The organism is Candidatus Hydrogenedentota bacterium (assembly GCA_013359265.1).
GTDB lineage: Bacteria > Hydrogenedentota > Hydrogenedentia > Hydrogenedentales > SLHB01 > JABWCD01.
The window spans coordinates 27567-43898 of record JABWCD010000013.1 but is presented as its reverse complement, the minus strand read 5'-3'; the positions used below and the strand labels follow the sequence as shown (position 1 = coordinate 43898).

The window sequence follows — 16332 nt, the reverse complement described above, 5'->3', positions numbered from 1 at the left end:
CTTGTGCCTACGCCCCGCTGTGCTATCATCTGCCCGGTGCGATCCCAGTGACTGCTTCCGCCCGCGCGGTGCATCGGCGGCGGAACGGGTTTCGCCCGAATTATTGGCATTTCCGAGGTTGAGCATGCAGGCGGAAGACAAGGAATACCCGGCACGCCAGACGCGGGCCGACCAGGCGGAAGAGTCCGAACGCCTCGAAGCCATCGCGATGACCGGCCGGGGTATCGCGCACGACATCAACAATCTCATGGAAACCGTCCTTGGAAACGTCGCCCTGTTGCGCGGCGATCTCAATGACGACCATCCCCGAGTTGCTACGCTCGAAGCCATCGAGAAAGCCGCCGAATTGGCCGGCAACCTGACCCAGCGCATCCTTGCGGTTACCCAAGGCGCCGAACGCAAGCCCGAGCCGGTCAACCTTAATTCGATCGTGTACCATCTGCTTCTCGTTGAAGAAACCAGGCTCGCGCCCAGCGTCCGCATCGTGCGCCACATCGACCCCGACCTCTGGCGCGTGCTTGCCGAACACACGGCAATCGCGCAGGTCGCCTTGAACCTCGCAACCAATGCCGTCGACGCTCTGAACGGAAAAGGCCGCGTGACAATACGCACGCGCAACGTCGTGCTGGACCACGGATCGATACCAGAAGGTTCGGGACTTCGCCCGGGCGCATACGTGCTGCTCTCCGTCGAAGACGATGGAGAAGGCATGTCGCCGCTAACGCTCGCCAAAGCGTACGATCCCGGCTTCACGACGCGCGACGGCCACCACGGCCAAGGTCTCGCGACGGTCCAAAAAATTGTCGCCCGGTATAAGGGCCACGTTCAGATCAACAGCTTCGTCGGCAAAGGTACGGCCTGCCGCGTGTATCTACCCGCAATCGATTCCGCGAAAGCTCCACGTCCCGCACCCTCGATGTCGGTCCCGGCGGGTGAAGAGACCGTCCTCGTAGTCGATGACGAACGCATGATTCTCGAAGTTACGGCGGAAACCCTGCGCCGTCTCGGCTACCGTACGCTAACCGCGCGAAATGGTCAGGAAGCTGTCGACGTCGCCCGGTCGCACGACGGTCCGATTCATCTCGTTCTGCTCGATATGTCCATGCCCGTAATGGGTGGCGCGGACGCGTTTCCCCGTATCAAGGCGATCCGGCCGGAATCCCGCTTCATCGTTTGCACCGGATTCGAACAGGAGTTGATCTCCAGCCATCTGCTCGAGGCGGGCGGCGTGGATTCCTTCCTGCTAAAACCATTCCGGCTGTCCGCGCTCGCCCACGAAATCCGCAAGGTGCTCGACAAAGCCGACGCCGCGTAGACAGACCTTTTTGGCCTGCAATTGGCGCCGTCGCTCGCGTAACTCCCGATCGTCACGCTTACGCCCAACTTCATTTTCCCCTCCGCCCCCTGCTAAAATAGGTTGTTTCTATTGATAGAAAGCCGCCTAAAATGTCCTTTGACCAACTCGATCGTTTCAAAGTCCACTGCAAACCGCTCAAGGAACGCCCGAACAAAGTCCATATTGATACGGACCACGTCCCTCCCGACGCGAAACCCAATCCGCTCGGCGCCGGCGGAGATGCCGCGGTCAAGGAAACTGTCACTCGCCTCGTGAAAGCCCGTGAGACCGGCGCCTCGCGCATGCTCGCGTTCGGCGCGCACTCGATCAAAAACGGCCTCGCTCCCGTATTTACAAAACTGATCGAGGACGGTTGGATCACGCATCTCGCTACGAACGGCGCGGGCATCATTCACGACTGGGAATTCGCGTTTCAGGGCCACAGCAGCGAGGACGTCCGCGCGAATGTCGCGAAAGGCGAGTTCGGTACCTGGCACGAAACTGGCTTCTACATCAATCTCGCGATCCTGGTCGGGGCGTACAGGGGACTCGGCTACGGTGAAAGCGTCGGCGCGCTCGTCGAAAACGAACGGCTCGACATCCCGTCCGAGAAGGAACTCGTGGACACCGTAAAAACGCTCGTCGATTCCGACTCCGATCGCGCAGCCGCGGCAGCCGATCTATTGACCCACGTGCGCGCGTTCGATCTGAACCCGGGACGCCTGGCCGTCCCCCACCCCTACAAGAAGTACGGCCTGCAATCCGCCGCGTACCGGCTCGGCATTCCGTACACGGGGCATCCAATGATTGGACACGACATCATCTACGTCCATCCGATGAATCATTGTGCCTCAATCGGCCGCGCCGCCCAACGCGACTTTCTCTACTACGCGCATGGCGTGTCGAACATCGACGGCGGCGTATATATCTCGATTGGTTCCGCGGTCATGTCGCCGATGATATTCGAGAAATCGCTGTCGATGTCGCAGAACCTCGCAATACAAACGGGCGAACACATCGACAACCATTTCATGATGATCGTCGACCTCGCGGAATCGCATTGGGACTGGTCGAAGGGCGAGCCGCCCGCGGACAACCCCGATTACTACCTCCGCTACAACAAAACTTTCGCCCGCATGGGTGGGACCATGCGCTACCTCAGCGCCGACAACCGTGACTTTCTGTTGACGCTATGGCAGGCCCTCGCCGTTCTCTAAGGAGTTCCCCCGTTGAAACTCACGGATATTGAAACGCAAATTCTGGACGGCATGAAAGCGCGCCGCGCCGACCTCAACGGTTGCGTTGATGCAATCAACGCACTGCATCGCGTCCTCGTCAACATGTACGATGCCGGCGGGAAACTGCTGCTCTGCGGTAACGGCGGCAGCAACGCTGACGCCATGCACATAGCGGGAGAACTCTGCAAGAGCTTCGAGCGCAAACGCGCGCTGCCGGAAAAGTTTGCCGAAAAACTCAGGCCGCTGCCCTGCGGCGATGACCTCGCCAATCATCTCGAAGCGGGCCTCGCGGCGATCGCGCTGGGCTTCAATGGTTCACTAAAGACGGCGGTCGAAAACGACATCAAGCTGCGCGACATCGCCTTCGCGCAGGAAGCCGCCGCACTCGCCAAACCGGAAGACGTGCTAATCGGAATCTCCACGTCCGGCAACGCAACAAACTGCCTCATGGCAATGTCAGTGGTGAAGGCGATCGGCGGGACGGTTGTCTCGCTCACCGGCCCGAACGGCGGCAAGATGGCTGCATTCGCCGACATCGCCATCAAAGCCCCCGGCGATTCCGTAAAAGTGATTCAGGAAGCGCACCTCGTCATCTACCACACAATCTGCGCAATGATCGAGGCCCACTACTTCCCCGACCCACGCTGACCGCGGTCGAGGCTTCTCTACGGGGTGCCAGGCGTGACACGCTCCGTGATGAGCACCGGCGTGCCCTCGGGGATCAGGTCATACGCCGTGACGACGTCCGCATTCTTCAGCCGAACGCACCCGTGCGATGACGGCGTACCAATCTTTTCTTCCTCGTTCGTCCCGTGGATATAAATGAAACGACTGTACGAATCCACGTCGCCGCCAAGGTTCTTTCCAGGCTCCTCGCCGGTGAGCCACAGGATGCGCGTCAGCACGAGGTCTTCCTTCGTAACCTGCCCGGGCTTCCAGATTTCTTTCGTGGCCTGCGCACTGCGAAAGACTTGCCCCAACGGCGCGTTGGCCCCGACTTTTCTCTTCACCGAGTGCCAGCCCAGCGGCGTCTTGTGACTGTTCATCTTCGAGCCGGTGCCGTTCGCCGCGGTCGCGCACGGCGCCTGCCAAAGCACCCGGCCGTCGCGGATAATTCGGAGGATTTGCTCATCGACCGACACCCAAACCCCTAGGCCGCCACCGACCCAGCTTTCCCACTTGTGGCCCGCCAGGACCGCCAACTGGGCTTCTGGGAGCGATGGACTCACGGGGTCACCTGCCTCGCCCGAAGCGTCGCCTTCGTCGGCGGACTTCGCCTCGGCGATTTGCCGGGAGTCGGGGTTGGATGCTCCATAAGGCACTACGGCATATAGGGTTAACGCCGCGCAAACAAATGCGCTCGGCGCCGCTACATTGCGCACGAGCATACTTCTGGTACTCAAACAGTCCTCCGAAAACTCACACCCGCCTGATAATGCCGCGCAGACCGCGCGGTCAAGATGCCAATATGATAGCATATGCCAAATGCCGCCTTCACGCGCGGCCAGATACCGTCCAACGGCGGGGGAGAGTGGGGTATATGAGTGGGAGATTGCTCGTCGTGTCCGTGCTGCTTGGGTCAATGGCGTCGCACTTTGCGGGGGCCGAACCGCTGCAGGAGCTTGTGGCGAGCGCCAACGCGTTGCTCGAATCCCTCAACGACGAACAGCGCACCGCCGCGGCGCTCCCCTTCAATTCGGACGAACGCCTAAACTGGCACTACGTCCCCAAGGAGCGGCTCGGATTACCCCTCAAGAGCATGGACGAAAAGCAGCGCGGCCTCGCGCTGACGCTCCTCAAGACCCTGCTGAGCCATGAGGGGTTCGAGACCGTCGAGACGATTCGCAGTCTCGAAGACATCCTCAAAGTCATCGAAAACGATCAGGTCGGCCGCCGCGATTCCGACAAGTACTATTTCACCGTTTTCGGAAAGCCTTCCGATTCCGAAAACTGGGGCATCCGCTACGAAGGCCACCACATCTCCCTCCACTGGACCATCGTCCACGGTAAGATCGTCTCGACTTTTCCCCAGTTTCTCGGTTCTAACCCCGGCGAAGTGAAGGACGGCCCGAAGAAAGGCGCCCGCCCGCTCGGTATCGAAGAGGACCTCGGACGCAGCCTCGTCAAGGCTCTGGACGACAAGCAGCGCACGGAGGCCGTGCTCCAGCAGGACGTCCCGGCGGACATCATTACCGGCGCGTCCCGCGAAGCCTCTATCGAGGGAAATCTGGGGTTGGCCTACAGCGCGATGACGCCAGACCAACAGGGCACGCTGATCAGCCTCATTCAGGTCCTGGCAAACATACAACGTCCGGAATTCGCCGAACTGCGCATCGCGAAACTGCGCGACGCGGGCCTCGATAACATCAAGTTCGCTTGGATTGGCGGCTTCGAGAAAGGCCAGAAACACTACTACCGAGTTCAAGGCCCGACCTTCGTCATCGAATACGACAACACCCAAAACGACGCAAACCACATCCACGTCGTCTGGCGCGACTTCAAGGACGATTTCGGCATGGACTCGTTGAAGGCGCACTACGCCGCGCATGCCGACGCGGCGCATCCCGGCGACCACACGCACTAGCAATCTCGTCAGATGTCGATCCTTACACGACGCTCCGCAACGGCGCTCCTTTGGGTCGTTGGACTGGGCGTGTATCTCGTCGTTGTCGTAGTAGTCGGCTGGCGGCCAATCGCCGATTCGTTCGCTAGCGCGCGCCCCGGTCCCGTCGCTGCGATGGCGGGTGTTACGCTCGCGGCATTGTGGATTCGTGTTCTGAAATGGCGCGTCGTACTCGGACGCGAGGCGGATGCGGTCCCTCTCTTTTGGCTGTCCAAAGCGGCGGGGGAATGGTCGCCCGGGCGCATCGGCGAATTGTCGCCGCTGTTGCTTCAACGCTACCGCACGCCGCGTGTAGCGGCGTGGCTCGTCCTCGACCGCATTCTCGAAATGGTCACGACCATCGCCCTCGGCATTGCGGGGTTCCTGCTCGTCCGCGCTCCCAACCGCACCGCGATGCTCGCCGCCGCCCTGCTCGTCCTCGCCGCCATTACCGCCGCGTTGTTCGTGCTCGCGCAACGTCGGATATTCGAGTACGCCGCATCGCGCTTCGCAAGCGAATCGCGATTGGCCCGCGCCCTGCACTTTGCCGCCGATACAAGCGACGACATCAAGCGCTTTCGTTCCGCTCTCGTGACCGCAACCGTGCTCACTGTTCTGCCCGGCCTCATGGACGTCTGGGCCGGAATGCTGTTGTATCAGGCCTTTGACGCCCCGGTTTCGTTTGCCTTGATGGCCGCAGTCAAGGGATTGCACGCAATCACCAGCGCAATTCCCATCACCCCCAACGCGACCGGCATACCCTATCTCACTGCCGCCGTTCTGCTGCACGAAGTCGGCAGAGTCCCGTCCGATACGCTCGCCGCCGCAATCGCCCTCGCCGTCGCGCTCACCAACGTCATCTTCTGGCTCTCCGCCTCCGCCGCCGCACGCCTGCTCTGGCACAAGCGGTGATCTGCTGAACCATATCGACGTGATATGCGAAATGGCAGATGGAAATGGGCAAGACTGTTCTTACACGGACCATATATCCTGTTCGCTGACGTTGCCATCAATTCCCGCCGAAGCCTCCTTCCCGACACGCAGAGTGGCGTTATTGTCGTTGGCGGAATTTGGCGCGCGTTCCTCACATCGGAAGTAGTGTCGCGATTCTTCAATCCGTGTAAAATGCATGGGATGCCGTCGCAGAGGAAACCTATCTGATAGGGAACGTCTGAGTATGAACGAAGGCAGAACAGTCTCACCTGGGTGCGCCACGTTAGCCGCCATTCTGACCATTGCCGTGCTATCGTTACTGATTCTAATGCCCGCGTTTAGACGCTCCATCGAATCGGCAAACCGCGCCTCGTGCCAGGGTACGCTCAAACAATAGGGCCTCATATTCAAGATGTACGGCGCGGAATGGAATGACCTCCTGCCAAGGGTACAAGGTCCGGACCCTTGGCTTGTGGAAGGTATACAGACGAGGGCGCTGGGAGACGACTGCGGAGCTGACGAAGGCATTAACCTTACCCCGAACCCACCGAACGTGTTCCCTGAGTACTTATCCGATTGGGAAGTACTTCGATGCCCAGCGAATGAGTTTCCTGATATTCATGTCATCCGGGACGGCTGCAAGTATGCTGGAATACCAACGCGAGGGGACGCAAGTTTCCAGTACTTGGGTTACACCTTCGTGTCCGACGACCCAGCGGATTTGGCAAATGGTTACGCCCCGTTTGGCGTTGATGATGCGTTACTTTCCGCGCAATTGCGGGAAGTGCTCCCGTTGCTCAACACAAGGTATATGAGCAAGCCCTCGTTGGAGTACGCACGGGTGCTTGCCGATCGCCTTGAAAACAATATTCCGGTTGCACAGGGCATCGGTACCGGTGGCGGGCGATCGATCCAGAGGCTTCGGGTCGCTCCGGAGCGATACCTTTGGGATATGCCTCCAGGCCCGATGAAGGTGCGGGGAGTTCCCGTAATGTGGGACAAGGTTGGTCCCGCGAACTTGGACAACAATACTCCTGTATTCCGTCATCGCCCACGGGGTTGTAACGTGCTTTTCGCCGATGGGCACGTCGAGTTTCAAGAGTACCGACGAAACGGCAGATTCCCAGTATCCAATGCGCTTCTTGACGCGATACTTTCTGCGGGCCTAAGCGTCAATTGACCTTGTCAAAACTCGGAATGCTCAACTGTTCGCCACCCTTCTTCGACGATTCGTGCGCCACGATTCCCGGCACACAGAATGCCAACGCCTCGTACAGGTTCGTGGCCGGTTCCCGCTTTTCCAACAGCGCCATAATGAACTCATTCGTGAGGAACGGATGCGACGCGCCATGGCCCGTGTCCTTGCGCATTGACTCGGGAAGCATCTGAAAATAATTCGGTAGTTCCGCAATCGTCTTATCGGGCAATTGCATCGCGTACGGCTGCCCACCCGACCCGGGCATGTAAAGCGCCGCCTTTGTGCCGAACCACTGTGCGCGCTCGCCATGAGCGTTCAGTTTCCAACCCACGTTGCACCGGAACGGCTTGCCCTTGTCCGTCAAAAACATCCCCGTTTCGTTGAAAAAAGGATTGTCGTACACATTGTCCTTCAACGCAGGGTCGTCGTCGCCCCAACCGATGCACGACACCTTCGTCAAACGATCGCCCGTAACGCCCACGAGAAACGCCGTCGAGTGCGTCGGGTAGAGCATGGGCGCATATCCATATCGCCACGTGCGCTTGCCGTCGCGGTACCACAACGCGTCGCGCTCGGCCTGGTTCATCGGGTGATAGTATTCGGCCTCGCTGTACACCAAATCGCCAAACAGTCCCGCCGCGTGCATCCGTCGCGCCGTAATCGTCTCCCACCGGTAATACGACGTCTCCGCCGTCATATATATAAGGCCCGTACGCTCTTTGAGTTCCTTCAACATCGCCGCGTCCTCGAGCGTCAAGCACGCCGGGCAAGCGCTGATCACATGCTTGCCCGCCTCCATGCACAACTTGGTGTGCCGCGGATGGTCCGGCGCGCCGGTAAACAGCGCCACGGCGTCAATCGCCGGATCGAGTATTAACTTCTCAAGCGACTCGTACGTCTTGCCGCACCCAAACGTTTGAACGAGCCGATCGCGCCGCTCCGGAATTAAGTCGCTGACAGCTTCCACCACACAGTTTGGATGTTGATGCCAATGAAACGAACACCCAAACCCGCCGCCCACGACTCCGATGCGAATCTTCGCGTCTGACACCGGTGTCCACGGCTCGATGACACCGATGACATCCTCGATCGCTCCTGCCGAAATCGCCGATCCCGCAAGTGCCAGTGTCGCCGCCGCCAGAAATGCGCGGCGTTCAATTCCTGTCGATTCATCATGCTGCAACATGTCCAAGTCTCCCGCAGTAGTATCGAATGCTCCAAGCATTTCATCCCGTTACTTCGCCAATCAAGCATGGCGTTCTCAGTTTTTGCGCGACTGTCAGGTATAGACTCTCCGTCGAATACTACTGAACTACGGCAAAGCCTCTTGACAATATTAGTTACCAGTGCTAAATTGCTACGCGCAAGGTCGGCACTTCTCAGATTTGCGAATGGGGATTCAGTTGCGCCACTGGTGCAGAAACTACCCCTTGGATCGCGTCTTGCCGTGCCGATCCTACCGCTACCTGCTCTCGATGCGCGGAACATCATTTTCAGCCCCGCGCAAGTGGAGCGAGCAACTATCGACGGAAAGGAGGTGCTCCAAGGCAAACAAGCGTTCTCGACTGACAGGCAGTAACGACTTGATGTAAGGCAGTTTTCGACGTGCGTCTCCATGCGGGACTGTATCGACTATCGTGTCGTAACTCATGCGTAACAGTTGGGAGTCATATCATGCCTAAGAACCGCGGTTTTACTCTGATCGAACTTTTGGTCGTTATCGCGATTATCGCCATCCTCGCTGCGATTCTACTACCCGCGCTTGCACGCGCTCGCGAAGCGGCACGCCGCGCCTCCTGCCAGAACAACCTCAAGCAGCACGGAATCATCTTCAAAATGTTCTCCAACGAGAGCAAAGGCGAGGTCTTTCCGCGGCGCGGCACGCGCTTCTGGAACACGTTCAACCTAGCGGCAACAGGTTGGGGCGCTACCCTCGAGCGCGCCTACGAACTCGAGGAACTCTACCCCGAATACGTGACAGACCTGCAAATTCAATTCTGTCCATCCGATGGCGACTACCCGCGCTCAAAGGTGCCGAACTACACCTGGGTCAATCCGGGAATGAAACTGCACCGAACAATTGGGCCCGGATGGAACACCTCGGATGACGCTTTGGTCAAGAACAAGGTCTACTCGGGTACCGCAAACGACTACTGCAATCCCGCGACGTATACGCCCGCGCTACATTGCTACTACCACGGCGGCTATTGGTCCTATAACTATTGGGGCTACTTCATTGATGGCTCGTGGTTCAGCACTCCCGCGGACTTCAACGAAGTGTTCAACTCGAACGTCGCGTTCCTGAGCAATCCGGCGACCTCCAATTCGCTCGACTGCCGCGCCGCCGGGTGCCCGAACGGTCGCGGCTGGGTGCAGCACCGCGAAAAGGATGCACAATTTACGATGCCCTCGTCCGGACGCCAGGTGACGGCAATGCGCCTGCGCGAAGGTATCGAACGCTTTGTGATCACCGACATTAACAACCCGGCCGGGTCGGCCAAAGCCCAGACGGACGCCGCAATCATGTGGGACAACTCGTACACCAATGGCGGCGCGCTGTACGACACAAACAGTTGGAACCACGTACCCGGCGGCGCGAATGTGCTGTACATGGATGGACACGTAGAGTTCGCGAAATATCCGCAGCCCACGGGATCGAAGGCTTACGCAATGACAGCGGAAGCGCATCGCGACAACAATTCCCTCGGGCCGTAGATAGTCCCTCTCCGGCGTGAAAAGGACTTAACTTGGGTGCGGCAAAACGCCTCGGGCGGGGACAGTACTCGTGACTGAATCCCCGTCCGGGGCAGGCCCCCCCGTCACGCTGCCGCGAACAATCCGTCTGCGGAGTAGACCGAAAAGTGCCGCACAATTCGGAATGGGAGCTAAGCATTAATGAGCACAACGATGCGCTGTTGCATATGTATTGTCGGTGGTGTTGGTCTGCTGCTGGCCGTCTCCGGTTGCACAGGATCCGCGGCGCTCCCAAAAGATGCCGAGCCGCCGACTGATCCCGCCTCGCAGTTATTCGCCGCAGTCGCGAACGGCGACGCGGATCAGGTTGCCAGCCTGCTCGACGCGACACCGGCCTTGATTTCCGAAGTCGGCGCCGGCGGCGGAACGCCGCTTCACGTCGCAGCCTCCAAGGGAAACGTCGAGATGGTCAAGTTGCTGCTCGAAAAGGGCGCCGACCCAACTCTGCTGGACGACGAAGGAGCAACCCCGGCGCAAGCGGCCGAAGTGTCTGGAGTCAGCAAGGATGTGATCGATCTCCTGGCGCCGCCCCAATGACCTGTCGATGTGTCCAACGCTTCTTTCACAAACCGCCTGATGCGGAGAGTCATTTCGACCTATGTACAACTACGTCAACTGCTCGAATTACGTGGCCGCCACAATCGATCCTGTAATCGTAACCTTCCTGCTCCGAAAGCAGACCTTTAAGACATCCAGCTCGTGCTACTTTGAAATATGAGATTTCAGATCTGAAATCGCATTTTCATGGTCTCTGGATGCCCGAAAGGGTATAACGACTGTTCCGAAAAGTAACCTTTAAGACATCCAGGTCGTGCTACTTTGAAATATGAGATTTCAAATCTGAAATTGCATTTTCATGGTCTCTGGATGCCCGAAAGGGTATGACGACTGCTCCGAAAATAGGCCTTTAAGACATCCACCTCGTGTTACTTTGAAATATGAGATTTCAAATCTGAAATTGCATTTTCATGGTTTCTGGATGCCCGAAAGGGCATAACGACTGTTCCGAAAATAGACCTTCAAGACATCCATCTCGTGTTGCTTTGAAATGCGAGATTTCAAATCTGAAATTGCATTTTCATGGTTTCTGGATGCCCGAAAGGGCATAACGACTGTTCCGAAAATAGACCTTCAAGACATCCAGCTCGTGTTACTTTGAAATACGAGATTTCAAATCTGAAATTGCATTTTCATGGTTCCTGGATGCCCGAAAGGGCATGACGACTACTCCGAAAATAGACCTTCAAGACATCCACCTCGTGTTGCTTTGAAATATGAAATCTCAGATCTGAAATCGCATTCTCATCGTTTCCGGGTGTCCGAAAGCAATTCATCCCGCGCGCCAAAGGCGCAACGCAACCCTAGCCAGGGGCATCGCCCCTGGAAAATGTCCACGCCCCTATCACCGCGCGCTGAAAGCGCACCGCACAAGTTTTCATAATCTCAGCAGAAACTCTGTTCACGACGACTCGTAATCGTAATCGCATATTTCGCTTCGAGACCGAGCAATGCGCGCGCCTGTGGCTACGCAAGCTCTTGAATCGCTCTAAGCCTACGCCGGTGCAACCTGTACCCACACCTTCCGACTGCGGGGGCCATCGAACTCGCAAACGTAGATCGACTGCCACGTCCCGAACTGCAACCGACCGTTGCGGATGATGACCTGCACGCTGTTTCCCATCATGCTGGCCTTGACGTGCGCGGCGGAATTGCCTTCGGCGTGGGCGTAACCGCCTTCCCACGGCGCCACGCGCTCCAAAATCAACTTCATATCGCACACGACATCCGGATCGGCATTCTCGTTTATCGTGATTCCCGCCGTCGTGTGCGGCACGACCACCACGCACACGCCGTCCGTCACGCCCGATTCCTCCACGGCCTGCTGCACCCGATGGTCGATATTCAAAAACTGGCAGTGTTCGGACGTCGATATATCGAGTTCGATCATGAAATTGTTTCCTGCAGCGACGCGCGCTTCGGTGCGCGGATTCGCTCGGTCAACCGTTCGATTAGCGTAAAGAACAACGGCACAAACAGAATCGCCAGGAATGTTGACGCCAACATTCCGCCCATAACGCCGGTCCCAATGGAATGCCGGCCGCCCGCGCCCGCGCCCTGCCCCACGACCAACGGCAGCACGCCAAGAATGAATGCGAGCGACGTCATCACAATCGGCCGCAGCCGCAGCCGCGCCGCTTCCAACGCCGCCTCCACGATGCCCATCCCCTTCTCGTGCAGCGCGGAACAGAATTCGACGATCAAAATCGCATTCTTGGCGGACAACCCGACCAGCGTCAGCAGGCCAATCTGGAAATAGATATCGCGCGAAATGTCGCCAACGAAGCTGCGCAAGTATACCGCCAACACCGCGCCCAACGCGCCGAACGGGACCGCCAGCAAGACCGCGAACGGCAGCGACCACTTTTCGTACTGCGCCGCAAGCACCAGAAACACAATCGTCAATCCAAAAAGGATGATATACGGCGCCTGGTTGCCCGCCTTGCGCTCTTGATACGACACACCGCTCCAATCGATACCGTACCCATCCGGCAGCGCCGAAGCCGCAATCTCGTCGATCCGCGCCAATGCCTGCCCCGTACTGATGCCCTGCACCGGTGCGCCCGTGATCTGAACCGTGGGGTAGCTGTTAAACCGGCTCACGACGTTCGGCCCGGACTGGAAATGGGTGTTGAGCACGCCCGACAACGGCACCATCTCTCCGTAATTATTGCGCACGTAGATTCGTCCAAGATCGTCCGGCGTCCGGCGGTACGGCGGTTCCGCCTGGACCTGGACGCGGTAGATGCGCCCATACTTGTTGAAGTCGTTAACGTACAACGAACCCAAGTACGCCTGCAGACTCTCGTACACGCGGTTGATAGGCAACCCCAGCGTCTTCGCGCGATCTCGATCCACGTCAACGAACAGTTGCGGTTGCGTCAGGTTGAGCACGCCCGAAATTCCGCTCAGCATCGGGTCCTTTTGGAGTTCCGCCATGAACGCGTTCGATATCTCGCCCAGTTTACGAATGTCGCTGTCGCCGCGCCCTTCAAGCTGCATCTCGAACCCCGCGCGGAACCCAAGCCCGCGAATCGCCGGTGGATTGAACGCAAGGACAGTCGCCTCTTGAAGGTTTCCAAACGCGCCGAACACGCGCCCAACCAATGCATTCACGTGCGATCCGGGCGACCTGCGCTCCGACCAATCCTTCAAATTCACAAACATCGCGCCGGCGCTCGTTGTCGGCGACCGGCCCGCAAGAAAATCCTGGCCGCCAAGCGTCACGACCTTTTCCACTTCCGGCTGCTGCAACAGGAATTCCTCGACCTTGCTCATCACCGCGCTCGTGCGCTCGAGCGATGCGCCCTGCGGCAGCATGGTCACTACGAGGAAGTATCCCTGGTCCTCTTGCGGAATGAACGAACTGGGTACGCGTTGGAACAAGTCGTATGTTGCATAGATGACGACGCCGAACACCGCGAGCGAAACTACCCCGTACCGAATGACAAGCCGCACGGTCCCGGTGTAGAAGCGCGTGGTGCGCGCAAAAAGCCGATCGAACCACCGAAAGAGAAATAGCTTGTTGTGGTTGGGGCGAAGCAGCAGTCGGCACAGCGCGGGACTCAGCGTCAGCGCCACGAGGCCGGAGATCATCACCGAGAATGCGATCGTGATGCCGAACTGGCGGAACATCACGCCCGTGATGCCGCCGAGAAAGGCGACCGGCAAGTACACCGCGGTCAACACCAGCACAATCGCGATGACCGGCCCGGTCACCTGCTCCATTGCCTTGATCGTCGCCTCGCGCACCGCAAGGCCCTCTTCGTGCATGATTCGCTCCACGTTTTCCACCACGACAATCGCATCGTCCACCACGATACCGATTGCCAAAACCAATCCGAACAACGTGAGCGAGTTGATCGAAAAGCCCATCACCAACATGCCGGTGAACGTGCCGATGATTGCCACCGGTATCGCCAGCAGCGGGATGATCGTCGCGCGCCAGCTTCCGAGGAAAACAAACACCACCAACACCACAAGCGCCGTCGCTTCGAGGAATGTCTTCACGACTTCCTCGATCGAAACGCGCACGAACTTGGTCGTGTTGAACGGTATATCGTATGTAACGCCTTCCGGGAACGACTGCTTCAGAATCTCCAACTGATCGCGCAGCCCGTTCATCGTGCTCAGGGAATTGGCGCCCGGCTGCAAAAAGATCAGCACAAACGTGGTCGGCTTGCTGTTCAACCGTCCAAACGAATCGTAGCTGAACGATCCCAGCTCGACGCGGCCAACGTCCTTCACGCGGACCGTCGATCCGTCCGGGTTCGCCTTCAATATGATGTTCTCGAACTCCGCGGGATCGTCGAGCCGGCTCCGCGTAATCACCGGGATGGTCAGTTCCACTTCGCCCGAGTTCGGCGGAGCGCCGATGCGGCCCGCGGCGTACAGGTCGTTTTCCTCGCGTATCGCGTCCGCCACTTCCGTCACCGTCATCCCGCGCGCCGACACCTTGTGCGGGTTCAACCACACGCGCATCGAGTAGTCTTTGCCGCCGAAAATCAGCGCATCGCCGACCCCCGGCACGCGCTTCAACGCATCCACCATATAAATTGTCGCGTAGTTGCTGAGGTAGAGATCGGTGTGTTTCGGATTCGTCGAATTCAGTGCCACCACGCCCAGTATGTTGTTCGACCGCTTGTTGACGGCTATGCCTTGCCGGATCACCTCCTGGGGAAGGCGCGGTTCCGCGCGCTTCAACCGGTTTTGCGTTTCAACGGCGGCGATATCGAGGTCGCATCCAATCTCGAACGTCAGCGTAATCGCCAGGCTGCCGTCATTTGCGCTCTGCGACTGGTAATAAAGAAGGTTCTCGATACCGCTGAGTTCCTGCTCGATCGGCGTCGCGACGGATTCCGCAACGACTTCCGCGTTCGCGCCGGGATACCGCGCCGTGATGTCCACCGTCGGCGGCGTGATTTCCGGCGACTGTTCGATCGGGAGCATCGTGATCGACACCACTCCGCACAGCGCGATGATGATCGATATCACCGACGCAAAAACAGGACGATCAATGAAAAATCGTGAAATCACGGTGCTGCCTGGTTGGATCTCGGTTCAGTGGGTTGATCCGGCGACGGCCCTGGCTTCACTTCGCTGCCGGGCCGGACCTTCGTTAAGCCTTCAACGATGACTCGCTCGCCGCCGGAAAGCCCCGAAAGGACGATCCAGTCGGCGCCCGTCCAGTGCCCAAGTTCCACCGGTCGCGGCTGCGCTATGTTGTCGTCGCCCACAATGTACACAAAGGACCCCTGCGGCGATTGGTTCACCGCGCGCTGCGGCACCGTGATGCTGTTCGGCCGCGCCCATCCCTTGATATGTCCCTTGATGAATTGTCCGGGCCGCAACTTCACATCTGGGTTTTCGAACGCCGCGCGTACTTCGTAACTGCCGGTTTCCATGCTCAAATCCGGCGAGAGATAATTGATCGTCCCACGCTTCTCGTATGTGGACAAATCGTTCAACGTAATCTCCATGTACGGCTCATGGCCGTCGATCTTTACTAACGCGCCGCTCTCGGATTCGTTCCGCCACGCAAGGAAATCGCGCTCCGCCACCCGCAGGCTCACATAGATCGGCTCGACTTGGTGCATCACCGCCAATAGGCTGTTCTCGCCAATGTCAACGAGACTGCCAATCTCCTTTTGCGCCTTGCCGATAAGCCCCGTCAGCGGCGCGTCGATCTTCGTGTAACTCAGTTCGAGTTCCGCTTTCGCCAGTTCTGCCTTCGCCAATCGAAGTGATGCGGTCGCCTCTGCAAGTTCGGCATCTGCGCTGTCGATGTCCGTCGCGGCGACAGCCCCCGGCAGCGTTACCGATTTCATGCGCTTCACTTCCTGGTCCGCAAGTTTGCGCCGCGCCTCCGCCTGCTCGACGCGCGCACCCGCGATCTCCGTGTCAGCTTCGAATGTCCGTGGATCGATCGTGAATAGGCGCGTGCCTTCTTTCACGAGCGCACCTTCCTCGAATTCGCGGGACTCGAGATATCCCTGCACGCGCGCGCGTATCTCTACGGTCTTTGACGCCGCCGTAACGCCGGAATACGAAAACGTCACCGGTACCAGCCGCGGTTGCACGGTAATCACCGAAACGTCGGGCGGCGGGGGAGGGCCGCTCGGCGGCCCTTGCGCTGCCAAAGCTGCGACGCCAACGAACCCGGCCAAAAACAACGAGGCCGCGCGCGTAAGAATCTTCGATTGCATGGACTCTG

At 58.7% G+C, this 16332-nt stretch carries 13 protein-coding genes and 1 pseudogene; 9 read left to right on the top strand and 5 right to left on the bottom strand.

Annotation, left to right across the window (positions count from 1 at the left end):
- The first annotated feature begins 124 nt into the window (after nucleotides 1–124).
- From HUU46_13375 to HUU46_13365, 3 genes are all read left to right on the top strand, one after another.
- Complete coding sequence (locus tag HUU46_13375; GenBank protein ID NUM54630.1) at nucleotides 125–1315, top strand: response regulator; 1191 nt, start codon at nucleotides 125–127, stop codon at nucleotides 1313–1315.
- 131 nt (nucleotides 1316–1446) lie between these two features.
- Nucleotides 1447–2553: a hypothetical protein gene (locus HUU46_13370; GenBank protein ID NUM54629.1), complete on the top strand. Its 1107-nt coding sequence runs from the start codon at nucleotides 1447–1449 to the stop codon at nucleotides 2551–2553.
- Nucleotides 2554–2565: 12 nt separating this feature from the next.
- Entirely contained in the window at nucleotides 2566–3222 is a 657-nt protein-coding gene (locus tag HUU46_13365; GenBank protein ID NUM54628.1) for an SIS domain-containing protein, read from the top strand.
- 17 nt (nucleotides 3223–3239) lie between these two features.
- Here HUU46_13365 and HUU46_13360 read toward each other — a convergent pair whose 3' ends face one another.
- Entirely contained in the window at nucleotides 3240–3977 is a 738-nt protein-coding gene (locus HUU46_13360) for a L,D-transpeptidase (GenBank protein NUM54627.1), read from the bottom strand.
- Between the two features lie 137 nt (nucleotides 3978–4114).
- Here HUU46_13360 and HUU46_13355 point away from each other — a divergent pair, with 137 nt between their 5' ends.
- The 3 genes from HUU46_13355 (at nucleotide 4115) to HUU46_13345 (ending at nucleotide 7289) form a co-directional block, all read left to right on the top strand.
- Nucleotides 4115–5158 carry a DUF3500 domain-containing protein gene (locus tag HUU46_13355; protein NUM54626.1) on the top strand — a complete coding sequence of 348 codons (1044 nt, stop codon included), beginning with the start codon at nucleotides 4115–4117 and terminating at the stop codon, nucleotides 5156–5158.
- 12 nt (nucleotides 5159–5170) lie between these two features.
- Entirely contained in the window at nucleotides 5171–6088 is a 918-nt protein-coding gene (locus HUU46_13350; protein NUM54625.1) for a flippase-like domain-containing protein, read from the top strand.
- A gap of 721 nt (nucleotides 6089–6809) precedes the next feature.
- Nucleotides 6810–7289, top strand: a complete 480-nt coding sequence (locus HUU46_13345; protein NUM54624.1) for a hypothetical protein — start codon at nucleotides 6810–6812, stop codon at nucleotides 7287–7289.
- On the opposite strand, the gene HUU46_13340 is transcribed toward HUU46_13345, so the two are convergent.
- Nucleotides 7282–8466, bottom strand: coding sequence for a Gfo/Idh/MocA family oxidoreductase (locus tag HUU46_13340; protein NUM54623.1), 1185 nt, complete (start codon nucleotides 8464–8466; stop codon nucleotides 7282–7284). The two genes, HUU46_13345 and HUU46_13340, sit on opposite strands and share 8 nt — an antisense overlap.
- A 515-nt stretch (nucleotides 8467–8981) precedes the next feature.
- On the opposite strand from HUU46_13340, the pseudogene HUU46_13335 reads away from it, so the two are divergent.
- The 3 genes and pseudogenes from HUU46_13335 to HUU46_13325 all read left to right on the top strand — a co-directional run bounded on the left by HUU46_13335 (nucleotide 8982) and on the right by HUU46_13325 (nucleotide 10598).
- Nucleotides 8982–9236: pseudogene (locus tag HUU46_13335) on the top strand (prepilin-type N-terminal cleavage/methylation domain-containing protein).
- Nucleotides 9237–9368: 132 nt separating this feature from the next.
- Nucleotides 9369–10022, top strand: coding sequence for a hypothetical protein (locus HUU46_13330; protein ID NUM54622.1), 654 nt, complete (start codon nucleotides 9369–9371; stop codon nucleotides 10020–10022).
- 180 nt (nucleotides 10023–10202) lie between these two features.
- The gene (locus HUU46_13325; GenBank protein NUM54621.1) at nucleotides 10203–10598 is read left to right on the top strand and encodes an ankyrin repeat domain-containing protein; all 396 of its coding nucleotides are present in this window, start codon (nucleotides 10203–10205) and stop codon (nucleotides 10596–10598) included.
- Between the two features lie 1015 nt (nucleotides 10599–11613).
- Here HUU46_13325 and HUU46_13320 read toward each other — a convergent pair.
- From HUU46_13320 to HUU46_13310, 3 genes are read right to left on the bottom strand one after another with little or no spacing between them, the layout of a single operon-like run.
- A complete protein-coding gene (locus HUU46_13320; GenBank protein ID NUM54620.1) occupies nucleotides 11614–12009 on the bottom strand; it encodes a YjbQ family protein in 396 nt (131 codons plus the stop codon).
- Complete coding sequence (locus HUU46_13315; protein NUM54619.1) at nucleotides 12006–15155, bottom strand: multidrug efflux RND transporter permease subunit; 3150 nt, start codon at nucleotides 15153–15155, stop codon at nucleotides 12006–12008. Before HUU46_13315 ends, HUU46_13320 begins: the two co-directional genes overlap by 4 nt.
- On the bottom strand, nucleotides 15152–16324 hold the full coding sequence (locus HUU46_13310) for an efflux RND transporter periplasmic adaptor subunit (protein ID NUM54618.1): 1173 nt from the start codon (nucleotides 16322–16324) through the stop codon (nucleotides 15152–15154). Before HUU46_13310 ends, HUU46_13315 begins: the two co-directional genes overlap by 4 nt.
- Between the last annotated feature and the right edge of the window lie 8 nt (nucleotides 16325–16332).

What these genes read in the sequence shown, in the direction of transcription:
- HUU46_13375 (NUM54630.1), top strand. Translation starts at nt 125, where the DNA reads ATGCAGGCGGAAGACAAGGAATACCCGGCACGCCAGACGCGGGCCGAC.
- HUU46_13370 (NUM54629.1), top strand. Translation starts at nt 1,447, where the DNA reads ATGTCCTTTGACCAACTCGATCGTTTCAAAGTCCACTGCAAACCGCTC.
- HUU46_13355 (NUM54626.1), top strand. Translation starts at nt 4,115, where the DNA reads ATGAGTGGGAGATTGCTCGTCGTGTCCGTGCTGCTTGGGTCAATGGCG.
- HUU46_13350 (NUM54625.1), top strand. Translation starts at nt 5,171, where the DNA reads ATGTCGATCCTTACACGACGCTCCGCAACGGCGCTCCTTTGGGTCGTT.
- HUU46_13330 (NUM54622.1), top strand. Translation starts at nt 9,369, where the DNA reads ATGAAACTGCACCGAACAATTGGGCCCGGATGGAACACCTCGGATGAC.
- HUU46_13325 (NUM54621.1), top strand. Translation starts at nt 10,203, where the DNA reads ATGAGCACAACGATGCGCTGTTGCATATGTATTGTCGGTGGTGTTGGT.
- HUU46_13320 (NUM54620.1), bottom strand. Translation starts at nt 12,009, where the DNA reads ATGATCGAACTCGATATATCGACGTCCGAACACTGCCAGTTTTTGAAT.
- HUU46_13310 (NUM54618.1), bottom strand. Translation starts at nt 16,324, where the DNA reads ATGCAATCGAAGATTCTTACGCGCGCGGCCTCGTTGTTTTTGGCCGGG.